This is a genomic window from Bacillus sp. 2B09 (genome assembly GCF_003946835.1).
In the GTDB taxonomy this organism is placed as follows: Bacteria; Bacillota; Bacilli; order Bacillales; family Bacillaceae; genus Bacillus; species Bacillus altitudinis.
Genome location: NZ_RPSG01000001.1, coordinates 620,639 through 637,734 on the forward strand (window position 1 = coordinate 620,639; position 17,096 = coordinate 637,734).

Below are 17,096 nucleotides of genomic sequence, written 5' to 3' on the forward strand. Positions count from 1 at the left end.
CTATTTTTGTCCGCTATATATTTGATCAAATAATCCGCCATCATCAAAAAATCTTTTCTGCGCCTTTCGCCATCCGCCAAATGCCTGATCAATGGTCACCATATCAATCTCTTTAAATTGATCTTTATATTTGTTTAGCACTTCTTGATTTCTTGGTCGATAATAGTTTTTCGCCGCAATTTCCTGTCCTTTTTTAGAATACAAATAATCTAAATAAGCCTTTGCCACTTTCTCTGTTCCTTTTCGTTTCACATTTTGGTCGACAACGGCAACGGGCGGCTCTGCTAGAATACTAATGGAAGGACTGACAATCTCAAATTTGTCTTTGCCTAATTCATGCAGTGTTAAATAGGCTTCATTTTCCCAAGCAATTAACACGTCACCAAGACCGCGCTCGACAAAAGTTGTTGTGGCGCCACGAGCACCTGAATCGAGCACCTCGACATGCTCATATAACTTTTTCACAAAATCCTTCGTTTTTTCTTCATCCCCATGAAAGGTTTTATCGGCATATGCCCATGCGGCTAAATAATTCCATCTTGCACCGCCTGACGTTTTTGGATTTGGTGTGATGATAGATACACCTGGCTGAATCAAGTCATCCCAGTCTTTAATTTTTTTGGGGTTTCCTTTCTTCACAAGAAACACAATAGTAGACGTATAAGGTGTGGACTGATTCGGAAATTCTTTTTGCCAATCCTTTGAAAGTAGCCCTCGATCTGCAATGGCATCAATGTCGTACCCAAGAGCAAGTGTAGCCACGTCTGCTTCGAGTCCATCAATAATCGATCTCCCCTGCTTACCTGATCCTCCATGAGACTGCTGTATCGTCACATCTTCACCGGTTTTGTCTTTCCAATAAGTCTGAAAGGCTTGATTGTATTCCTGATACAATTCACGGGTAGGATCGTATGACACATTCAACAGCTCAATCTTTCCCTTTTGATTTGAGGCTTCATTCGCATTTGAGCATGCAGCACTTGTGATGATGAAAAGTGTCATCGCAATAGAAATCCATATCCATTTTTTCATGTTATCCGCTCCCTTGCACATTGAATAGTGACACCAACCTTGCCGTTTTCAGTTCTATACGCAAAAAAGGCTCTCAGCGATTGAAGTACAAAAAAGTTCTGTACGTCAATGCCAAGAGCCTTCGGTTGTCCGATCAGCTATGTATGATTGATGTTAGTCTATATATTATTCAAACTATTCACAGGTGTCAACTATGTTTTTATTATAATGAAAAAAAGAAACGCCGTCTTGATGAGGCGCTTCTTTTCCCGGGAAATGCTATTGATCTGCAGCTACCTTTAGATTGACACCTACAGCAGTTCCATTTCTCGTTGAATCAGCTACTCCAGTGAATGTCCCTGCTTTTCGATCAATCAGTAAAGCTTGCACATTCCCTATATCAATAGGGGAACTGCCAAACTGGTGACCCATATCATTTAACTTTGTTCTTACATCTAGAGGGACACCTACTTCATAACGATACGAAGTTAAGCTGTTTGTGTAGATTCTTGGCTCTTCTACCGCATCTTGAAGCTCCATGTCATATTCAAGTAAATTGAGAATCGTCTGTGAAACAGAAGCAATGATCGTCGTTCCACCAGGAGACCCAACAGTCATGACAGGCTCTCCATCTTTAAAAATGATCGTCGGAGTCATACTTGATAACGGACGTTTATTGGGCTGGACTTCATTTGCCCCACCAGGTCTTGCATCAAAATCAGTCAGTTCATTATTTAAGAAAAATCCATACTCTGGAACAAGTATCCCTGTACCAAATAATTGTTCAATGGTAGTGGTGAATGACACAACATTTCCCCACTGATCTGCAACAGTAAAATGGGTCGTCTCACCAATGGTTTTATCTTCTGGCTGAGGAACAATTGGGGATGGATTTTTCTCATCCTCATATGCCCAAGGATCTCCTTCTTTCGGGCTGCGATTCATTTGATCTAATTGAATGAGAGAGGCTCTTTCTGAAATGTAATCATCGTCTAGTAGTCCTTTTAGTGGAACATCTACGAATTCGGGGTCGCCGGCATATGCGGCTCTGTCAGCATAGGAGAGGTGCATTGTTTCAGCAAGCAGCTGATATTTTTCGAATGATTTGGGGTCATACTGAGACAGGTTAAAATGATCAAGTATTTTGAGAATTTGTAGCATAAACACCCCGCCTGAGCTTGGTGGAGGCATGCTTGCAAGCTGATATCCTTTATAGTCTCCCCAGATTGGCTTGTCAGTCTTGACTTCATAACGTTTGATATCTTTTGAAGTCATCGTCCCGCCAAAATCTTGAACTGTATTTGCAAGTGCCTTTGCTACTTTTCCTTCATAAAACGCTTTGCTTCCTTTTTTCGCAATGAGTTTAAATGTTTTTGCAAGACCTGGCTGGACAAGCAGATCTCCTTCTTCGAGTGGCTGATCATTTGGAAGAAAAATTGGCGCTGCGGCCGTTTTTTTCAATTTTCCTTGGTGATCATCAATCGCATTTGCCAAGACAGAATCAATTTCAAAACCATCTTCTGCAAGTTGAATGGAGGGCTCAATCAATTCCTTCATAGAACGAGTACCCCACTTATCTAATGCAGCTTCAAGACCTTTTACAGTCCCTGGAACACCTACCGCATTTCCATGTGTAGATCGCTCAGCAAACGGAATCACTTTCCCATCATCTGTTAAAAACATGTCAGGTGTTGCGCCCTGTGGTGCTCGCTCTCTGCTATTGAGGATGGAAGTTTCCTTTGTCTTCCCATCATAAACCATCATAAATCCGCCACCGCCAATTCCAGACATCATTGGCTCTGTTACGTTAAGTGCGTACTGAATGGCAACAGCAGCATCCACTGCGTTCCCACCTTTTTTCAATACGTCAGCACCAATCTCCGATGCAAGCGGATGTGCAGTAGCCACCATACCATCTTTGCCAACAGCTACTTTATTCCCATGAGTTTCGTTTGCAGTGACTTGGCTGACCGGCAGGAAAAACGAGAAAACAAACAGACATATGGACAAAACAGTTAGAGAAATGCGTTTCATGAACAACACCCCTTCCATATTCTTACTTTGACCTTACCGACTTCTTGACCAGAATACAATAGATTATTCTAAAATTTCAAAATTTTTCATTCTATCATCCTATATCTGCCAAACAAAACGCATGTTTTCAAAACATATGACATGCACATCTTGTAGTAATAAAGACATACGTTTTCCAAGTTTGAAACTTCACGATATAATAAACTCATAACAAAGGGGGAAAAAGAATGAACCACAAAAGCACTTTATTTTGGGAATCTTATTGGGAAGAAAAATCAGAAAAAACTCCTGATCACGCCTCTGTTTCTGCTTGGGCATTTGGCGCAAATCCAGATCACTTGCTTGACCTTGTACAACAAGGAAAAAAAACAGCCACTTGTTCCGGATACCTTTTTTACGAAAAAGAACAAGAGCCTCTTCCAAAACCCGGTCAATATGCGGTCATTTTGGACAGTCAGGAGGAACCAAAAGCCATCATAGAGATCACGCAAGTAGATATCATGCCAATGAATGAGGTTCCTGAATCATTTGCAAAAGCAGAAGGTGAAGGCGATCTTTCATATGACTATTGGTACAAAGAACATGAAGAATTTTTCACAGAAGCCCTTGAGCCGTACGGATTAACATTTAAGGAAGATATGCTTCTTGTTTGTGAGCGATTTAAGCTTGTTTATTCAGCTTCTTAACTTTTAAGCGGTGCCAAAAATGGTCCGCTTTTTTGCTTTCTTTTCCCCTTTCTGAAAAAGGTGAGTTGAGATCACATCTTTAGGTCAGAATAAGATCAAATAGAAAAAGTGAAGAAATTTTCGACTACACCTGTTTTTTTTCGACAAAAGAATATATAATTATTTGATGTGTGCATTGTCTCATTTATACAATGGAGGGTTTTTACATGTTAAAAAGGAAAAAAGACAAGTTTTCCGTCTTGTTAACGGAAATTGCTAAAAATTTAGATGAAACTGCTGAGTATTTTGTTAGCTATAAAGTAACAAATCAAACCACTCTGAAAGAATTTTCTGACACATTGAAGGAATATGAGACAAAAGGTGATAATCATGTTCATACCATGATTAAAGAGCTGAACAAAGCCTTTATTACACCGATTGAACGTGAAGACATTCTTCAATTGACGAATAGCCTCGACGATGTTTTAGACGGCATTGAGCATTTTTCAGCAACTTTAGAAATTTATTCAATTACAAGCTCTGACGAACATATCGACAAATTCAGCCACTACATCAGAGAATGTGCGAAAGAAATTTTAACGACTATTGAATTACTGGCTGATAATCGCTTGAAAGATATTCATCCGCACGCAATCAAAATTAAAGAGATTGAGCATAATTGTGACAATCTTCACCGCAAATCACTAAAGAACTTGTTTGGAAAAGAAACAGACCCAATTAAGGTCATTCAATACAAAGAAATTTACGAAACACTTGAAGAAATCGCAGATTCCTGTCAAAGTGTTGCCAACAATCTAGAAACAATCATTATGAAGAATGCGTAACGGGGTTAGTTAAACATGGATACATTACTCATCCTTACCATACTTATTGTCATTTGTGCACTTGCTTTTGATTTCATTAACGGATTCCACGATACAGCAAATGCCATTGCTACTTCAGTTTCAACAAAGGCGTTAAAGCCAAGACATGCTATTATTATGGCAGCGTTTATGAACTTCTTAGGAGCAATGACATTTACAGGTGTGGCAAAGTCCATTACAAAAGACATCGCAGATCCTTTTACACTTCAAAACGGATCTGTCGTCATTTTGGCTGCTTTAATTGCAGCCATTACTTGGAACTTGCTTACTTGGTATTACGGGATTCCGAGTAGTTCTTCACACGCACTGATCGGGTCAATTGCAGGAGCTGTTATTGCCTCCGCTGGTTTTGGCGCTTTAAACTATTCGGGATTCATTAAAATCATTCAAGCACTATTGCTTTCACCTATCCTGGCTTTTGTTTTGGGATATATCGTGTATACCATTATCAAAATTATATTCCGAAACAACAATCTCGCAAAAACAAATAAACAATTCCGACGTGTTCAAATTTTAACGGCTGCACTGCAATCGTATACCCACGGAACAAACGATGCGCAAAAAGCGATGGGAATTATTACGATGGCTTTAATTGCAGGTAATTTGCATACAACAGACGACATTCCTTTCTGGGTACAATTCTCTTGTGCGCTTGCAATGGGACTAGGTACGTCTATTGGCGGCTGGAAGATTATTAAAACAGTCGGCGGTAAAATCATGAAGATTCGTCCAGTAAACGGAGTATCTGCAGACTTAACGGGTGCAGCTATTATCTTCGGTGCAACATTTATTCACTTACCTGTTAGTACCACTCACGTGATCTCATCTTCTATTCTAGGTGTAGGTTCTGCACATAGAGTAAAAGGAGTCAACTGGGGTACGGCAAAACGTATGCTTGTCACTTGGGTGATCACATTACCGATTTCGGGAACTCTAGGGGCACTTATATACTTTGTGTTAAATGCGATTCTTTAATATCAAAGACCTGTTAGACAGGTCTTTTTTTATTTGTTTGCATCCTCAAATGGTCTTTTTCTGCAAGCCATTTTTTCATGAAGCAGGGTTTCCAATCATATCCATAGAAATAAATAAGTATCCATCTGTCTATGGGAGAGAAGAACATGCTATTATTTTTTCAATTGACTGTTTGGTTATTGCTAGGTGCTCTTGCTGTATATGTATTTGCGGTATGGCGCTTTGAACAAAAAGTAAAAGAAAAGATGTTTGCGATTCGTAAAACGTGGTATTGGATTTATGTAGCGGGTGCTGTTGTGTACTGGACAAATGACCCTGCTTCAATCTTCACCGATTGGATGCACTACCTGATTATTGCTGTTTTTTTCGCATTAACTGATGCCTTTATTTTCCTCAGCTCCTATATTAAAAAACTCGGAAATCATGAACTTGAAACCGACACACATCAACTCCTAGAACAAAATAACGATCTACTTCATTCTTACCTCAATAAACTAAAAACGTACCAATACCTATTGAAAAACGAACCGATCCATGTATATTATGGAAGTATAGAAGCATATATAGAGGGAATTGAACGACTGATCTATTCTTTTGCAGAAAAAATGAATATTCAAGCAGTTCTTTGTCCTTATGATACGCAGGAGCAAAAAGATGACCTGCTGCGGACACTTGATCAGAGAGCGCTCATTCAAGCAAAGCTTGACAGGCAGGAAGTGTATTACGATGATTTCGGCAAATTGGTTCTCATCCCGTTTTCAGTAGCGGATGCACACTTTGTGATTAAGCTGACCTCTGAGGAAATTGTCACTGAATTCGACTATTTATTAATGACTTCACTTACAACGATTTATGACCTAATCTTGCCTGACGAAGAGGAAGGTGATGAAGATGGAACACGCACTTCAAGGGGATAATAACAATCGCAAGAAAAACCCATTTAAGATTTTAAAGAAAAAGCGCCATATTAGTATGGCTGATTACAAAGTAAGTCCCCATACGGAGCGTATTTTCAAAAAGAATGAACAGCTCCTAGATGAGTATAAAAATAAAAAAGCTTGATTACACTAAAGGACGCGGAACTTCATCCGCGTCCTACTTCCGTTTTCACATCTACTTGCATACAATAAAACCAACTGCTGCAACGATTGAGGTGCCAATATGAAAAAGAAACTTAAACAAATGAGGTATGTTCAGTTTGCTGAATTTAAGCCATCCCCTTATGTCTGCCGATTACACGAAAAAAGTGTAGCCGTCATTCAAGCGGCCAAAAAGAAAGACTCACTGATTTAATAGTTGAAGCAACTTCACTTTTGTTTTAGGACCGTATACTCCATCACTTGTTAGACCATTCATCAGTTGAAATCGCGCGACGGCATTGGCTGTTTTTTCCCCATAAACGCCATCAATGCCCTTATCTACAGCTGTTTTGTCCGGATAAAAATACACAGCAGCAAGCGCTTTTTGGACGAGACGTACATGCTCCCCCTTTGTCAGAGGTGATGTCACCTTTAACACCCCATCTGGCAGTTCATAACTGAGCTTTTCTTCTGCATGATAAATCTTGAGAACTTGTCCAACTCGAATCATGTTCGGGTCACTAATCTGATTCCATGTCTGTAAGTCACTCACTGTGACACCATGGGCTTTGGCAATACTCGTTAGCGTATCCCCGCTTTTCACCACATATGTGATAACCGTTTCCGGATCACCTGCGGTCTCAATTCCTCTTTTAAATTCATCCCATGTAGCTAGCAGCAGACGTGGACATGTTTTTCCTGACCAATGCTGATGCGTCACCACATTTGCTAATGGAATGCCATGTTCTTTTAAAAGCTTTTGAATAAGCCACTGGGCATGTTTGACAGCTTGTTGAAAGTTTCCATCCTCATTTTCACAAATTTCAATGCCAATCGATTTTCGGTTGCCATCTCCATGTCCATCCCCAGCATGCCATCCATTTTCATTTAAAGGGAGATGCTGAAAAATCTCCTTGTCATCCACTGTAAAGTGCCAGCTTACCTCTGTTGTTGAGCGTTTGACATATGCCGCGTGACTTTTTGCGTCAGCTCCCTTAGATGTATTGGCTGTGTTATGCACAGTTACATAAAGCGGCGTCATAGCATATCCTGGCCGATTTCCGTTTCCAACTGGAATAAAATCTTGATAAATTTGTACCATGTTTTGCACTCCTTTTTGTTAAATTGATGTTTGATCTTGCTCATCAATCGGTGGCAAACGTAAGACAAATTTGTTTGTTTTCGTCATAAGACTATGGTAAAATTTGAATTCAATCGCTGTTTTATCTTTGTAAAATATAAAAAAATAGAATAAAAAACAGGAAAAACTTCCAATTTTCTTTGATTTTATGTTAAAATTGTTAAAAACAAGCCGATATAAAAAGTAAGCGATAGCTTTATTAGCCATTTAGTCCTATATGGACTTTTCTTTTACGGCAAAAATAGAACATACGTTTGTATGGAGGTTTTGACATGACTTATTTTTTAACCCATTTAGAAGAAGATATTAAACGGTTATACACTCAACTGCAAATAAGCGGTCCTGCCTATGTAGACATGCATAGGATCGCAGCTGAATTTCATGTATGGGTACACTACGAGGATACTGGCAGCATGATGATCAAACATCAAGGTCTTTACAGTATTATTTTGAACAGAGCCTTATCGTCAGAAGAACAGTGGCAGGATTTCGCCCACGAGCTTTGTCATGTGCTGAAGCATACAGGCAACCACTTTAACATGCACAAGCTCTTTCGAGAACTGCAAGAGTTTCAAGCAAAACAATTCATGTATCACTTTTGTGTTCCGACTTTTATGCTGTTGCAAATGACGCTCCCAAACCTTAGGCAGCAAGCCATTTTGCATATTGCTCAAACATTTCATGTCACTCGGGCTTTTGCTGAAAAACGGCTTGCTCTATTTGAACAGCGAAGAGCCGGCATTCAATTTCAAAAAGAATTTACTTCTTATTTAATGAGAGCAGGCAAGGTCGCAGAAAATGAAGCTGCGTATCAAACAAAAGCGTCTGCACACGTGACGTCAGAAGTTTATTCATAAAGGCTTAACACTTGTTTCAGTACATTTGTGTATTGATAAAATTGTTCGGTTTGTGTATCACGCCTACGGCTCCGCCTAAAGTCTTGAAAGAAAGCTCTTCTCTGAGCTTGGCTAATTTCAATTTGAACACTTTTTCCTGTGAGGCATTGATTATTAATATTTTGAGGATGTGTTCCAGCAAATTGATCCGATTCAGATAAAAGTAAGGCATGGAAGCCATTTTGTGTGAGATACTTCACTGTTTCAGCAGCTTTTTCCCTGTCGGTACCGCCAACTAAAGTTTGTAGGGCGTCTGTTTCTCCATAGCCGTGGAGTGCAAACGTATAATGATGTGTATGCACTTGAGAAAGACAAATCGGCTCATCAAAACGTGTGCTCGTAATATGAAGAACATGATTGCCTTTCACTTTAAGGCCCTCGAATAAATACATAGAATAATCGGTTGCTACTTCATGGACCAGCTCGCTCACGCCAGATTCAATTCCTCCCGCATGAGGTGACAGGACGAGAAGCTGATCCCCTTTCCGCTGATGAAGAATCTGATAGTCGATCCCTTTTCTTTCATGAGCGGAAAGCTCTTCATAATTTTGATACGTATCTATGATTTGATTCATTCCATCTGCCCCATTTCTCTATATGAGCATAAGTCTACTGATCGCAAATTCTTTTGTAAAGTGTTTTCGAATAACCAGTGTGATCTGAATGCATCCTTAAATTTTCCTTATCTTTACGGGCTAACTGTTGAATGTTGAGAAAAAATGACCGATAATTGAAATGAATAGAACTTTTGGACTATATGAATCTTTTTGTCATCTCTCTCATATATTAGAATATTGCGATCTACACCTGGAGGAATTCATGTTTAAAAAGAAAACCACCATCATCCTTACCATCTTATGTCTTAGCTTCGCCGGAATTATTTACTGGAAATGCTTCTCTCTTCAAGGCGTGTCTCACGGCACATTCATTCGCTCGATATCATCACCTGATGGAACCTATACCATTAACACATATCGACATAGCGGAGGAAAGCTAAAAGAGAATGCGGTCAGAGCAGAAATTGAAAACAAACTCACCCACCACAAAAAAACAATCTACTGGAAGTACCCTGATAAAGATCCTCTGATCAAATGGGAAAATGCACAGCTCGTTCAAATTGGACATGAGTTTTTAAATGTGGTCAAAGGTGAAACATACGATTATCGCTTTGATCAGAAAAATAGAAAATAACGAGCCAGCAAAAAAACGAACCCTTTTTGGATTCGTTTTTTACGTTGACATCACCTTTTGCATAAATTCTTTCATTTCTTTGCTAACCGTCGTCAACCTGTCTACAATTTCACTAAACTCCGTCACTAATAAAGCCTGTTCTGAAGATGACCCTTTCATATGGCCCATACTCTCAAGTAACGTATGTATATTAGAGGAAATCCCTTGCAATGAGCTTTCTATGTTTTCTGTTGCACGTGAGGTTTCGCTTGAGAGTTTTTGAACCTCGCTCGCTACCACACTAAAACCCGCCCCCTCTTTCCCTGCCCTGGCTGCTTCAATTGAAGCATTCAATCCTAGCAAACTCGTTTGTTTAGAGATACCTTTGATCATTTTTGTAATATCTGAAGTTTTTTTCGAACTTTCAAGTGTTTGCTGTGTTTGGAATGTCATTTCCTCACTTGTCGCAGAGAGCTCTTCTGAATGAGCCGCCACCACATGTACTTTTTCTTGAATACTTTGAATGATGTCGTTCAATGACTCCATATACGCCTCAAGTTCTATTTGATTTTTAAGTGGAAAACCTAAAGCGATTGCACCAATGACTTGTTGATTTTCATCGAAAATCGGCAATCCCATTGCATTTAAAGGCGTCCCATACACCGATTCAGGTACAAATGTACTTGATGTTTCGCCTCTAAGCGCATTTTTCATATTCTGATCATCTGGTTTAATGGGATCTCCTGTCCGTATTTGAAAATCCACATCTTTTGATGGCAAATACAGCAAGAATTTTTCTCGATCAATGACCCCCATCGTCACTTCATCTTTTAAAATCTTCATCATATAAGGTGCTGCTGTTACAATACTCTGTAGTATATCCATTCTCTCTACCCCCTTAATGTATTTATCGGTCATTCCTCTTAAATTTGATCATTATTTTTTAAAAATAATTATCATGATTGAATTTTTTTCATATTTACGAGTAAAAAGTATGACAATTCCTTTCTATATTCAAAAAAACGAGAATTTGCTATACTTAAAAAATCAACATATGATGAAATGGTCATGTAACCATTTTATATATTCACTGGAGGCGCATGTTGTGACACAACCCATGAAGTATGAGCGGGCGATCGTCATCGGAGGCGGAATAACTGGAATGCTCGCTGCAAAGGTTTTATCAAGTTTTTACCTTGAAGTATTGATTATTGAAAAGGACGAATTGCCCGACGCTCCTGAAAATCGTCTTGGCACGCCTCAAGCCTTTCATCCACATAGAATGCTGCCACTAGGCAAACAAATAGTGGAACGTCTATTTCCTGGTTATACAAAAGAATTACTAGAATTGGGCGGGTACAACACATGGCATCAGACATCTCGATTTATGACAAAAGATGGCGAGTTAGTACTCACCGATACTGAAGAAACAGCTGTCACACGACGTGCCATGCTAGAGTGGGTGCTGATGCAAAGAATGTTACGTGAGGATCGTGTTCAATTTTTAGAAAAACATGAAGCGATCGCTCTTCTTTTTGAAGAAGAAACGACTAAAGTGAGTGGATTACAGGTCAAAGATCGGAGGATAAAGCCTGGAATCATCAACAAAATGAGTGCGGACATAGTCATTGATACGTCTGGAAGAATGTCTAAATTGCCAAAATGGCTGAAAAGCGCAGGACGAACCTTGCCTCAGACAGATGAGCTAATCGTGTCTCTTGGCTATAGCACGAGATACTACCAAATACCATCTGAGGCACCGAACCTAGAACCAATGGTCATCGTTGGACAGCCAAATAAAAAAATTCCAACAGGACTGTTTGAACGAGTAGATCATGATTTAGCAGCGGTTCTTCTCTCAGCAGCTGGCGGCTCTCATTATCCAACAACGGACGCTGATCAGTTTGATGTAGAGACCGCTAGGCTGACCAATCCCTCGATAGCAGAAGCCATCACTCATTTAATTCCCTATACGAAACCAAAAGGATTTAGAGTTCCGGCTTGTGTCAGAAACCACTATGAACAAATGGAAGATTGGCCAAGCGGCTTATTGGTCATGGGAGATGCCTTATGCACATTAGATCCAATACATGGTCAGGGAATGACAAAGGCAGCTCTTGAGGCACAAACACTTGAGCGTATGCTCAAACAAGCACAAGAAGATGGGCTTATTTCTTTTGAACGGCATACCTTACAACAAATGCAGCACGCCAATGAGCTTGGCTGGTGGCTTTGTGCAATTGCGGATATGGCTTGGGAAGGCGTCGAATTAAAAGGAACCCCCATTTCCCATCTGACATTTGTACAAGAATTTTTCAATTATTATGTACAATATGCCGTTCAAACAAAACAACCTAAATGCCTTGAGGCGTATCATCGTATGCATTCATTCTTAATAGAACCGAGAAAAATCATCAACCTAGAGCAGCTGCAAGACATGATTCAAGCTGACTCCACTGGTGAGGTCGGCCACTGGTGGCATAGGTGGGATCAAAAAAATGATGAATTAAATCGAGCTTTCTTCTATGAAGCTGTTCCAGATTTTCAATTACATCAATTGCTAAAATCAAACTAACATAAAAAAAGCCCCTCAACGGGGGCTTTTAATTAACGTAATAATTGAAGTACGTTTTGTGGCTGTTGGTTCGCTTGTGCAAGCATTGCTTGAGAAGCTTGAGAAAGAATGTTGTTCTTTGTGAACTCACTCATTTCTTTCGCCATATCAACGTCACGAATACGAGACTCAGCAGCTGTTAAGTTTTCAGCAGAAGCGCTAAGGTTGTTGATTGTGTGCTCTAGACGGTTTTGGACTGCACCAAGTGATGAACGTTGTTTAGATACAGCTCCGATTGCCGCATCGATTTTTTCAATTTCAGTATCAAAATTGAAGCCATCAACACTTACATCAATATCTTTAACTGTTAATGTTTCTGCATCCATTTTACCAATTTCAACAATAATATGTTGTTCCTTGTTCGCACCAATTTGGAATTGGAATCCGTCTGTAACATCTCCATTTAAAAGGTTCTTTCCGTTAAATGCTGTGCGGCTTGAGATACCATCAATCTCTTCAACAAGTGCTTTAATCTCATCTTGAATCGCCGTTAAATCCTCAGTCTGCTGTGTACCTACGTTACCCGCTTGAACTGTCAATTCACGCATACGTTGAAGAATCGCATGAGTTTCAGTTAATGCACCTTCAGCTGTTTGAATAAGAGAAATACCATCTTGTGCGTTTTTAGACGCCATTTCTAACCCCCGGATTTGTCCACGCATTTTTTCAGAAATCGCAAGACCTGCTGCGTCATCTCCTGCACGGTTGATACGAAGACCAGAAGAAAGCTTCTCCATGTTCTTTTGCCCTGCTCCATTATTTGCAGACAAACGGTTCAGTGTGTTAAGTGCTGCGATATTGTGGTTAATTCTCATATTAAATGACCTCCATGTGTTTGAACCAATTAGACATCCATGTCCAAAAGTTCTAAATTAGAATTTTTTTGTAAGCCTTACAATCCATTTATCGAACTTTAATGGAATATGTTTAACAAAAAAGGAATAAATAAGGAAAAAGTCTTATTCATTATGATTGTTTCGCTAGAGTATGCCAAATTTAAAGGTCATTTTTCATGATTTATCAGAGGGATTTAAGAATCATAATTAAGGAGAAAAAACGAAGAAAAAACGGCATTAAAAAAAGCCCCATCAAGGGGCCTTTCATTAACGTAGTAATTGAAGTACGTTTTGTGGCTGTTGGTTCGCTTGTGCAAGCATTGCTTGAGACGCTTGAGAAAGAATGTTGTTCTTAGTGAACTCACTCATTTCTTTCGCCATATCAACGTCACGGATACGAGACTCAGCAGCTGTTAAGTTTTCACCAGAAGCACCAAGGTTGTTGATTGTGTGCTCTAGACGGTTTTGGACTGCACCAAGTTTAGCACGTTGAGAAGATACTTGGTTGATAGCTGAATCAACAATCTTAAGTTGAGTATCAAAACCAACATCTGCTGCATCTGCTGCATTAGTTGCAAAAGCTGTTACATCTAAATCTTTAATGGATTGGTTTGCAGTGATGCCACCAGTACCATTATCAACGCCTAATGCGTCTGCACCCATATCCTGGATATTAACTTTGATTTGTTGTGTTCCGTTAGCGCCAATTTGGAAAACTAAAGATGGATCAGCTGCTACTGGTGGAGTAGAAGCTTTATACGCACCATTCAAAAGTTTTTTACCATTGAACTCTGTACGATCAGAAATACCATCAATCTCTTGAATTAAAGCATCCATTTCATCTTTAATTGCAGTTAAGTCTTCATCTTGCTGTGTACCGGTGTTTCCAGCTTGAACCACTAGTTCACGAACACGTTGAAGGATTGAGTGAGTTTCAGTCAATGCACCTTCAGCTGTTTGGATAAGAGAAATACCGTCCTGTGCGTTTTTAGAAGCCATTTCTAATCCGCGGATTTGTCCACGCATTTTTTCAGAGATTGCAAGACCTGCTGCGTCATCTCCTGCACGGTTGATTTTAAGACCAGAAGAAAGTTTCTCCATGTTCTTTTGGCTCGCACCGTTGTTTGCAGACAAACGGTTTAATGTGTTAAGTGCTGCGATATTGTGGTTAATTCTCATTTCCTATTACCTCCATGTATGTGGGACCTGACAGACGTCCTTGTCTGAAAAAAGTCCTTTATTCTAGGGCTTATCAACCCTGACAATTCTATTATCGGACGTAGTTATAGGATGTTTAGCAGATTTTTAAAAAAATATCTTGTTTTTTTATGATGTTCATCCTAATTTTAACAATAATGTAAAATAAAAAGCTGCTAATCTATTATCAGCAGCTTTCATTTTATTAATATTGTTTGATATCAAACATTAATATATTTTGGTACACCACATAATCTTTCTTACTTGTGAAAGGTCCTTTATTATGTTCATCATTGATCTCATAAAAGTTCATTCCGATTCCAAAGCTTCTTTCTTTATACCAGTTAAGAAAATCGTTAATTTCTTTCATTGAGAGCAGATAATCCTTTTGTAACCCATTGATCATGGTAATGGAAAGTATACCTTTCGCAGTTTCTTCTCCGGGTTTTGTTCCATCTTGATCTTTCGGTTCTTCTGTTGTGCCGTCACCAGGTTTTGTTCCGTCCTGATCTTTCGGTTCTTCCGTTGACCCATCACCTGGCTTTGTTCCGTCCTGATCCTTTGGGTCTTCTGTTGTATCATCACCTGGCTTTGTTCCGTCCTGATCTTTCGGTTCTTCTGTTGTTCCATCACCAGGCTTTGTCCCATCTTGATCCTTTGGGTCTTCTGCTATCCCATCATCCGGCTTTGTTTCATCCTCAGTCACTTGTAAGTCTTTTAATGAAATAGAAATCACTGATCTGTAATCACTTTTTACAGAAAGATTTCTCATACTATAAGAGTAGTCACGTCCGCCAATGACATATAATTGATCATCAACAATTGCTGCAACAGCTGATACTCTTCCTTCTGGCAATTCATATGCTGAATTTTTAAATTGACCATCCTGTGGATTGAAAATCTGAACTTTGTTTACCATATTTTTCGAATTATCACCATATAATTGCCCACCAATAATAAAGAACTTACCGTTGTAAGTTTCATAGGAGGGTTCATATGTATAAGATGTCAATTGAGCATCGATTAGCCTCTTCCAAGTATCTGTTGCAATATCATATTGAAACAAATTCTTTTCTCTACTATGACCGATCGAATTTTCGCCACCTGCAACATATATTTTTCCGTCAATTGCTGAAATGGCTCTTCCATTTCTAGGTGGTAAACTAGATGAATTCAAACTCGTCCATTCACCCGTGGATGTATTGTATTGATAGACATTATTCTTATAAGCGTTTTTTGAAGATACAATATATATATTCTCTTTTACTGCAACTGCGTACAAAGTTCCCTTGCTATAAGATGGAAATACAGGCTCTCTTGGAATTTGAATTGGCTCTTCAGCCCACTGATCAAGTTCTGTATCATATATATCAATTGTGTTATAAGCTGTTTTTGTCTCTTCGTTTATTCCACCTATTAGATATATTTTCTTACCTACTGTAGCATATGTACCGCCTGTTCTATTTCTCGGCATGCTCGTTTTTTCTTCCCACACATCTTTCTTAGGGTCATACATAAATGTTTGATTATTTAACTTGTTTTTTTCACTTGCTCCACCAAATAAATAAATCTTTCCATCTACTACTCCTACACCAGCATTAATACGCTCTTCCGGTAAGTCCGCTCGCTTCGTCCAACCATTTGTCTCAGCTGCATGAGCTTTTAACGGATGAATTGTGACCATCATAAAAATGGTCAAAAGCACTAAAAATAATCCTTTTTTCATCGTTTCTTTCCTCCATCTCTTAAATTTCCCTCCTTTTATCGACATATTTGTAATAAAATTTAATTTTTACCGTTGTGCCTGTCATAAATTTAGGACGCTCTTATTTCTATTAATATCTTTCTACATATATCACTTTTATATGACATTACCTTTTCATAATCGCTTCTTCATTTTTCAACTGAATCATGAGTGAGGATTGAATATATAATAAATTGATAATACGTCGTGCCATTTCTGAGGGAGATGCATTGTAGTCATTTCTGATCCATTCAATGATAAAACCAAAGATGCCGTATGAACGATACTGGACAAAATAACTGTCGTTGATTTCTGCATACTGATCACTCACAAACGACATTCTATTTTGGAAAATATATTGTATTTTTTTAAGCAATTGTTCTTGTATGTGGGGAATTCGGTCTTCCATCACTAATAAATCATAATAGTCGCGATTTTCAACGATATATTGAAATACATCGGTGCCCTCTGGTTTCATGCGAGTTAAATCCAACAGTGGATTTTCACGAGTCGGCTTACAAAATTCATATTCGAAATTGACCATTTCCCGGTGAATAACATCTGCTGCTAATTCATCTTTACTTTCATAATGCACATAAAACGTGGTCCGATTATAGTTTGCCTTTTCCACAATATCCTTCACTTTTACGTGCGAATATCCTTTTTCTTTTACTAGTATTTTGAATGTTTGACGAAGTGTTTCTTTTGTTCGCTCAACACGGCGATCCTCTTTTTTGATCATGGGGCCCCTCCTTTAGACACTTTTTAAAAAATGTTGATTAGAGATACATAAATTCATTTGTGTTGAAAACCTATACAAAAAAGATTTTTTGCTGATTGAAACGGAAAA

The 17,096-nt window shown here is 38.9% G+C and carries 18 protein-coding genes; 9 read left to right on the forward strand and 9 right to left on the reverse strand.

Annotated features, from left to right (window positions below; genetic code table 11):
- On the reverse strand, positions 1-1,032 hold the full coding sequence (locus EBQ12_RS03180) for a sulfate ABC transporter substrate-binding protein (protein ID WP_096881315.1): 1,032 nt from the start codon (positions 1,030-1,032) through the stop codon (positions 1-3).
- A gap of 258 nt (positions 1,033-1,290) precedes the next feature.
- Entirely contained in the window at positions 1,291-3,045 is a 1,755-nt protein-coding gene (ggt, locus tag EBQ12_RS03185; protein ID WP_125589009.1) for a gamma-glutamyltransferase, read from the reverse strand.
- A gap of 227 nt (positions 3,046-3,272) precedes the next feature.
- Between ggt and EBQ12_RS03190 the strand changes: the two genes are divergently transcribed.
- The 6 genes from EBQ12_RS03190 (at position 3,273) to EBQ12_RS19605 (ending at position 6,862) form a co-directional block, all read left to right on the forward strand.
- Positions 3,273-3,731: an ASCH domain-containing protein gene (locus EBQ12_RS03190; RefSeq protein ID WP_024719593.1), complete on the forward strand. Its 459-nt coding sequence runs from the start codon at positions 3,273-3,275 to the stop codon at positions 3,729-3,731.
- A gap of 206 nt (positions 3,732-3,937) precedes the next feature.
- Positions 3,938-4,555, forward strand: coding sequence for a DUF47 domain-containing protein (locus EBQ12_RS03195; protein WP_017359157.1), 618 nt, complete (start codon positions 3,938-3,940; stop codon positions 4,553-4,555).
- Positions 4,556-4,570: 15 nt separating this feature from the next.
- On the forward strand, positions 4,571-5,569 hold the full coding sequence (locus EBQ12_RS03200; protein ID WP_017359158.1) for an inorganic phosphate transporter: 999 nt from the start codon (positions 4,571-4,573) through the stop codon (positions 5,567-5,569).
- 146 nt (positions 5,570-5,715) lie between these two features.
- Positions 5,716-6,486: a type II toxin-antitoxin system SpoIISA family toxin gene (locus EBQ12_RS03205; RefSeq protein WP_017359599.1), complete on the forward strand. Its 771-nt coding sequence runs from the start codon at positions 5,716-5,718 to the stop codon at positions 6,484-6,486.
- The gene (locus tag EBQ12_RS03210) at positions 6,455-6,631 is read left to right on the forward strand and encodes a type II toxin-antitoxin system SpoIISB family antitoxin (protein ID WP_008346289.1); all 177 of its coding nucleotides are present in this window, start codon (positions 6,455-6,457) and stop codon (positions 6,629-6,631) included. The genes EBQ12_RS03205 and EBQ12_RS03210 overlap by 32 nt, the downstream gene beginning before the upstream one ends.
- Positions 6,632-6,730: 99 nt before the next feature.
- Positions 6,731-6,862 carry a hypothetical protein gene (locus tag EBQ12_RS19605; RefSeq protein ID WP_277597302.1) on the forward strand — a complete coding sequence of 44 codons (132 nt, stop codon included), beginning with the start codon at positions 6,731-6,733 and terminating at the stop codon, positions 6,860-6,862.
- Here EBQ12_RS19605 and EBQ12_RS03215 read toward each other — a convergent pair.
- Positions 6,851-7,750 carry an N-acetylmuramoyl-L-alanine amidase gene (locus tag EBQ12_RS03215; RefSeq protein ID WP_017359601.1) on the reverse strand — a complete coding sequence of 300 codons (900 nt, stop codon included), beginning with the start codon at positions 7,748-7,750 and terminating at the stop codon, positions 6,851-6,853. The two genes, EBQ12_RS19605 and EBQ12_RS03215, sit on opposite strands and share 12 nt — an antisense overlap.
- Positions 7,751-8,061: 311 nt before the next feature.
- On the opposite strand from EBQ12_RS03215, the gene EBQ12_RS03220 reads away from it, so the two are divergent.
- Positions 8,062-8,646, forward strand: a complete 585-nt coding sequence (locus tag EBQ12_RS03220) for an ImmA/IrrE family metallo-endopeptidase (protein WP_008346294.1) — start codon at positions 8,062-8,064, stop codon at positions 8,644-8,646.
- Here EBQ12_RS03220 and EBQ12_RS03225 read toward each other — a convergent pair.
- Positions 8,637-9,260, reverse strand: a complete 624-nt coding sequence (locus tag EBQ12_RS03225) for a poly-gamma-glutamate hydrolase family protein (protein ID WP_125589011.1) — start codon at positions 9,258-9,260, stop codon at positions 8,637-8,639. The two genes, EBQ12_RS03220 and EBQ12_RS03225, sit on opposite strands and share 10 nt — an antisense overlap.
- A gap of 244 nt (positions 9,261-9,504) precedes the next feature.
- On the opposite strand from EBQ12_RS03225, the gene EBQ12_RS03230 reads away from it, so the two are divergent.
- Entirely contained in the window at positions 9,505-9,876 is a 372-nt protein-coding gene (locus tag EBQ12_RS03230; protein WP_057079650.1) for a DUF5412 domain-containing protein, read from the forward strand.
- Positions 9,877-9,915: 39 nt separating this feature from the next.
- Here the strand turns inward: EBQ12_RS03230 and EBQ12_RS03235 are convergent, their stop codons facing one another.
- Positions 9,916-10,740, reverse strand: a complete 825-nt coding sequence (locus EBQ12_RS03235; protein WP_019743472.1) for a methyl-accepting chemotaxis protein — start codon at positions 10,738-10,740, stop codon at positions 9,916-9,918.
- Positions 10,741-10,960: 220 nt separating this feature from the next.
- Here EBQ12_RS03235 and EBQ12_RS03240 point away from each other — a divergent pair, with 220 nt between their 5' ends.
- Complete coding sequence (locus EBQ12_RS03240) at positions 10,961-12,430, forward strand: NAD(P)/FAD-dependent oxidoreductase (RefSeq protein ID WP_125589013.1); 1,470 nt, start codon at positions 10,961-10,963, stop codon at positions 12,428-12,430.
- A gap of 32 nt (positions 12,431-12,462) precedes the next feature.
- Here the strand turns inward: EBQ12_RS03240 and hag (EBQ12_RS03245) are convergent, their stop codons facing one another.
- From hag (EBQ12_RS03245) to EBQ12_RS03260, 4 genes are all read right to left on the reverse strand, one after another.
- A complete protein-coding gene (gene hag / locus EBQ12_RS03245) occupies positions 12,463-13,284 on the reverse strand; it encodes a flagellin Hag (RefSeq protein ID WP_024719584.1) in 822 nt (273 codons plus the stop codon).
- Positions 13,285-13,572: 288 nt separating this feature from the next.
- Entirely contained in the window at positions 13,573-14,484 is a 912-nt protein-coding gene (gene hag / locus EBQ12_RS03250) for a flagellin Hag (RefSeq protein WP_017359608.1), read from the reverse strand.
- A 223-nt stretch (positions 14,485-14,707) separates the two neighbouring features.
- A complete protein-coding gene (locus EBQ12_RS03255) occupies positions 14,708-16,228 on the reverse strand; it encodes a Kelch repeat-containing protein (RefSeq protein WP_035701040.1) in 1,521 nt (506 codons plus the stop codon).
- Between the two features lie 145 nt (positions 16,229-16,373).
- Positions 16,374-16,988: a TetR/AcrR family transcriptional regulator gene (locus tag EBQ12_RS03260; protein WP_024720171.1), complete on the reverse strand. Its 615-nt coding sequence runs from the start codon at positions 16,986-16,988 to the stop codon at positions 16,374-16,376.
- Positions 16,989-17,096 lie beyond the last annotated feature (108 nt).

Excerpts from the sequence above, each read along its gene's own strand:
- EBQ12_RS03205 (WP_017359599.1), top strand. The coding sequence starts at position 5,716 with ATGCTATTATTTTTTCAATTGACTGTTTGGTTATTGCTAGGTGCTCTT.
- EBQ12_RS03235 (WP_019743472.1), bottom strand. The coding sequence starts at position 10,740 with ATGGATATACTACAGAGTATTGTAACAGCAGCACCTTATATGATGAAG.
- hag (WP_017359608.1), bottom strand. The coding sequence starts at position 14,484 with ATGAGAATTAACCACAATATCGCAGCACTTAACACATTAAACCGTTTG.
- EBQ12_RS03210 (WP_008346289.1), top strand. The coding sequence starts at position 6,455 with ATGAAGATGGAACACGCACTTCAAGGGGATAATAACAATCGCAAGAAA.
- EBQ12_RS03180 (WP_096881315.1), bottom strand. The coding sequence starts at position 1,032 with ATGAAAAAATGGATATGGATTTCTATTGCGATGACACTTTTCATCATC.
- EBQ12_RS03225 (WP_125589011.1), bottom strand. The coding sequence starts at position 9,260 with ATGAATCAAATCATAGATACGTATCAAAATTATGAAGAGCTTTCCGCT.
- EBQ12_RS03215 (WP_017359601.1), bottom strand. The coding sequence starts at position 7,750 with ATGGTACAAATTTATCAAGATTTTATTCCAGTTGGAAACGGAAATCGG.
- EBQ12_RS19605 (WP_277597302.1), top strand. The coding sequence starts at position 6,731 with ATGAAAAAGAAACTTAAACAAATGAGGTATGTTCAGTTTGCTGAATTT.
- hag (WP_024719584.1), bottom strand. The coding sequence starts at position 13,284 with ATGAGAATTAACCACAATATCGCAGCACTTAACACACTGAACCGTTTG.
- ggt (WP_125589009.1), bottom strand. The coding sequence starts at position 3,045 with ATGAAACGCATTTCTCTAACTGTTTTGTCCATATGTCTGTTTGTTTTC.
- EBQ12_RS03260 (WP_024720171.1), bottom strand. The coding sequence starts at position 16,988 with ATGATCAAAAAAGAGGATCGCCGTGTTGAGCGAACAAAAGAAACACTT.
- EBQ12_RS03190 (WP_024719593.1), top strand. The coding sequence starts at position 3,273 with ATGAACCACAAAAGCACTTTATTTTGGGAATCTTATTGGGAAGAAAAA.
- EBQ12_RS03195 (WP_017359157.1), top strand. The coding sequence starts at position 3,938 with ATGTTAAAAAGGAAAAAAGACAAGTTTTCCGTCTTGTTAACGGAAATT.
- EBQ12_RS03255 (WP_035701040.1), bottom strand. The coding sequence starts at position 16,228 with ATGAAAAAAGGATTATTTTTAGTGCTTTTGACCATTTTTATGATGGTC.
- EBQ12_RS03200 (WP_017359158.1), top strand. The coding sequence starts at position 4,571 with ATGGATACATTACTCATCCTTACCATACTTATTGTCATTTGTGCACTT.
- EBQ12_RS03220 (WP_008346294.1), top strand. The coding sequence starts at position 8,062 with ATGACTTATTTTTTAACCCATTTAGAAGAAGATATTAAACGGTTATAC.
- EBQ12_RS03230 (WP_057079650.1), top strand. The coding sequence starts at position 9,505 with ATGTTTAAAAAGAAAACCACCATCATCCTTACCATCTTATGTCTTAGC.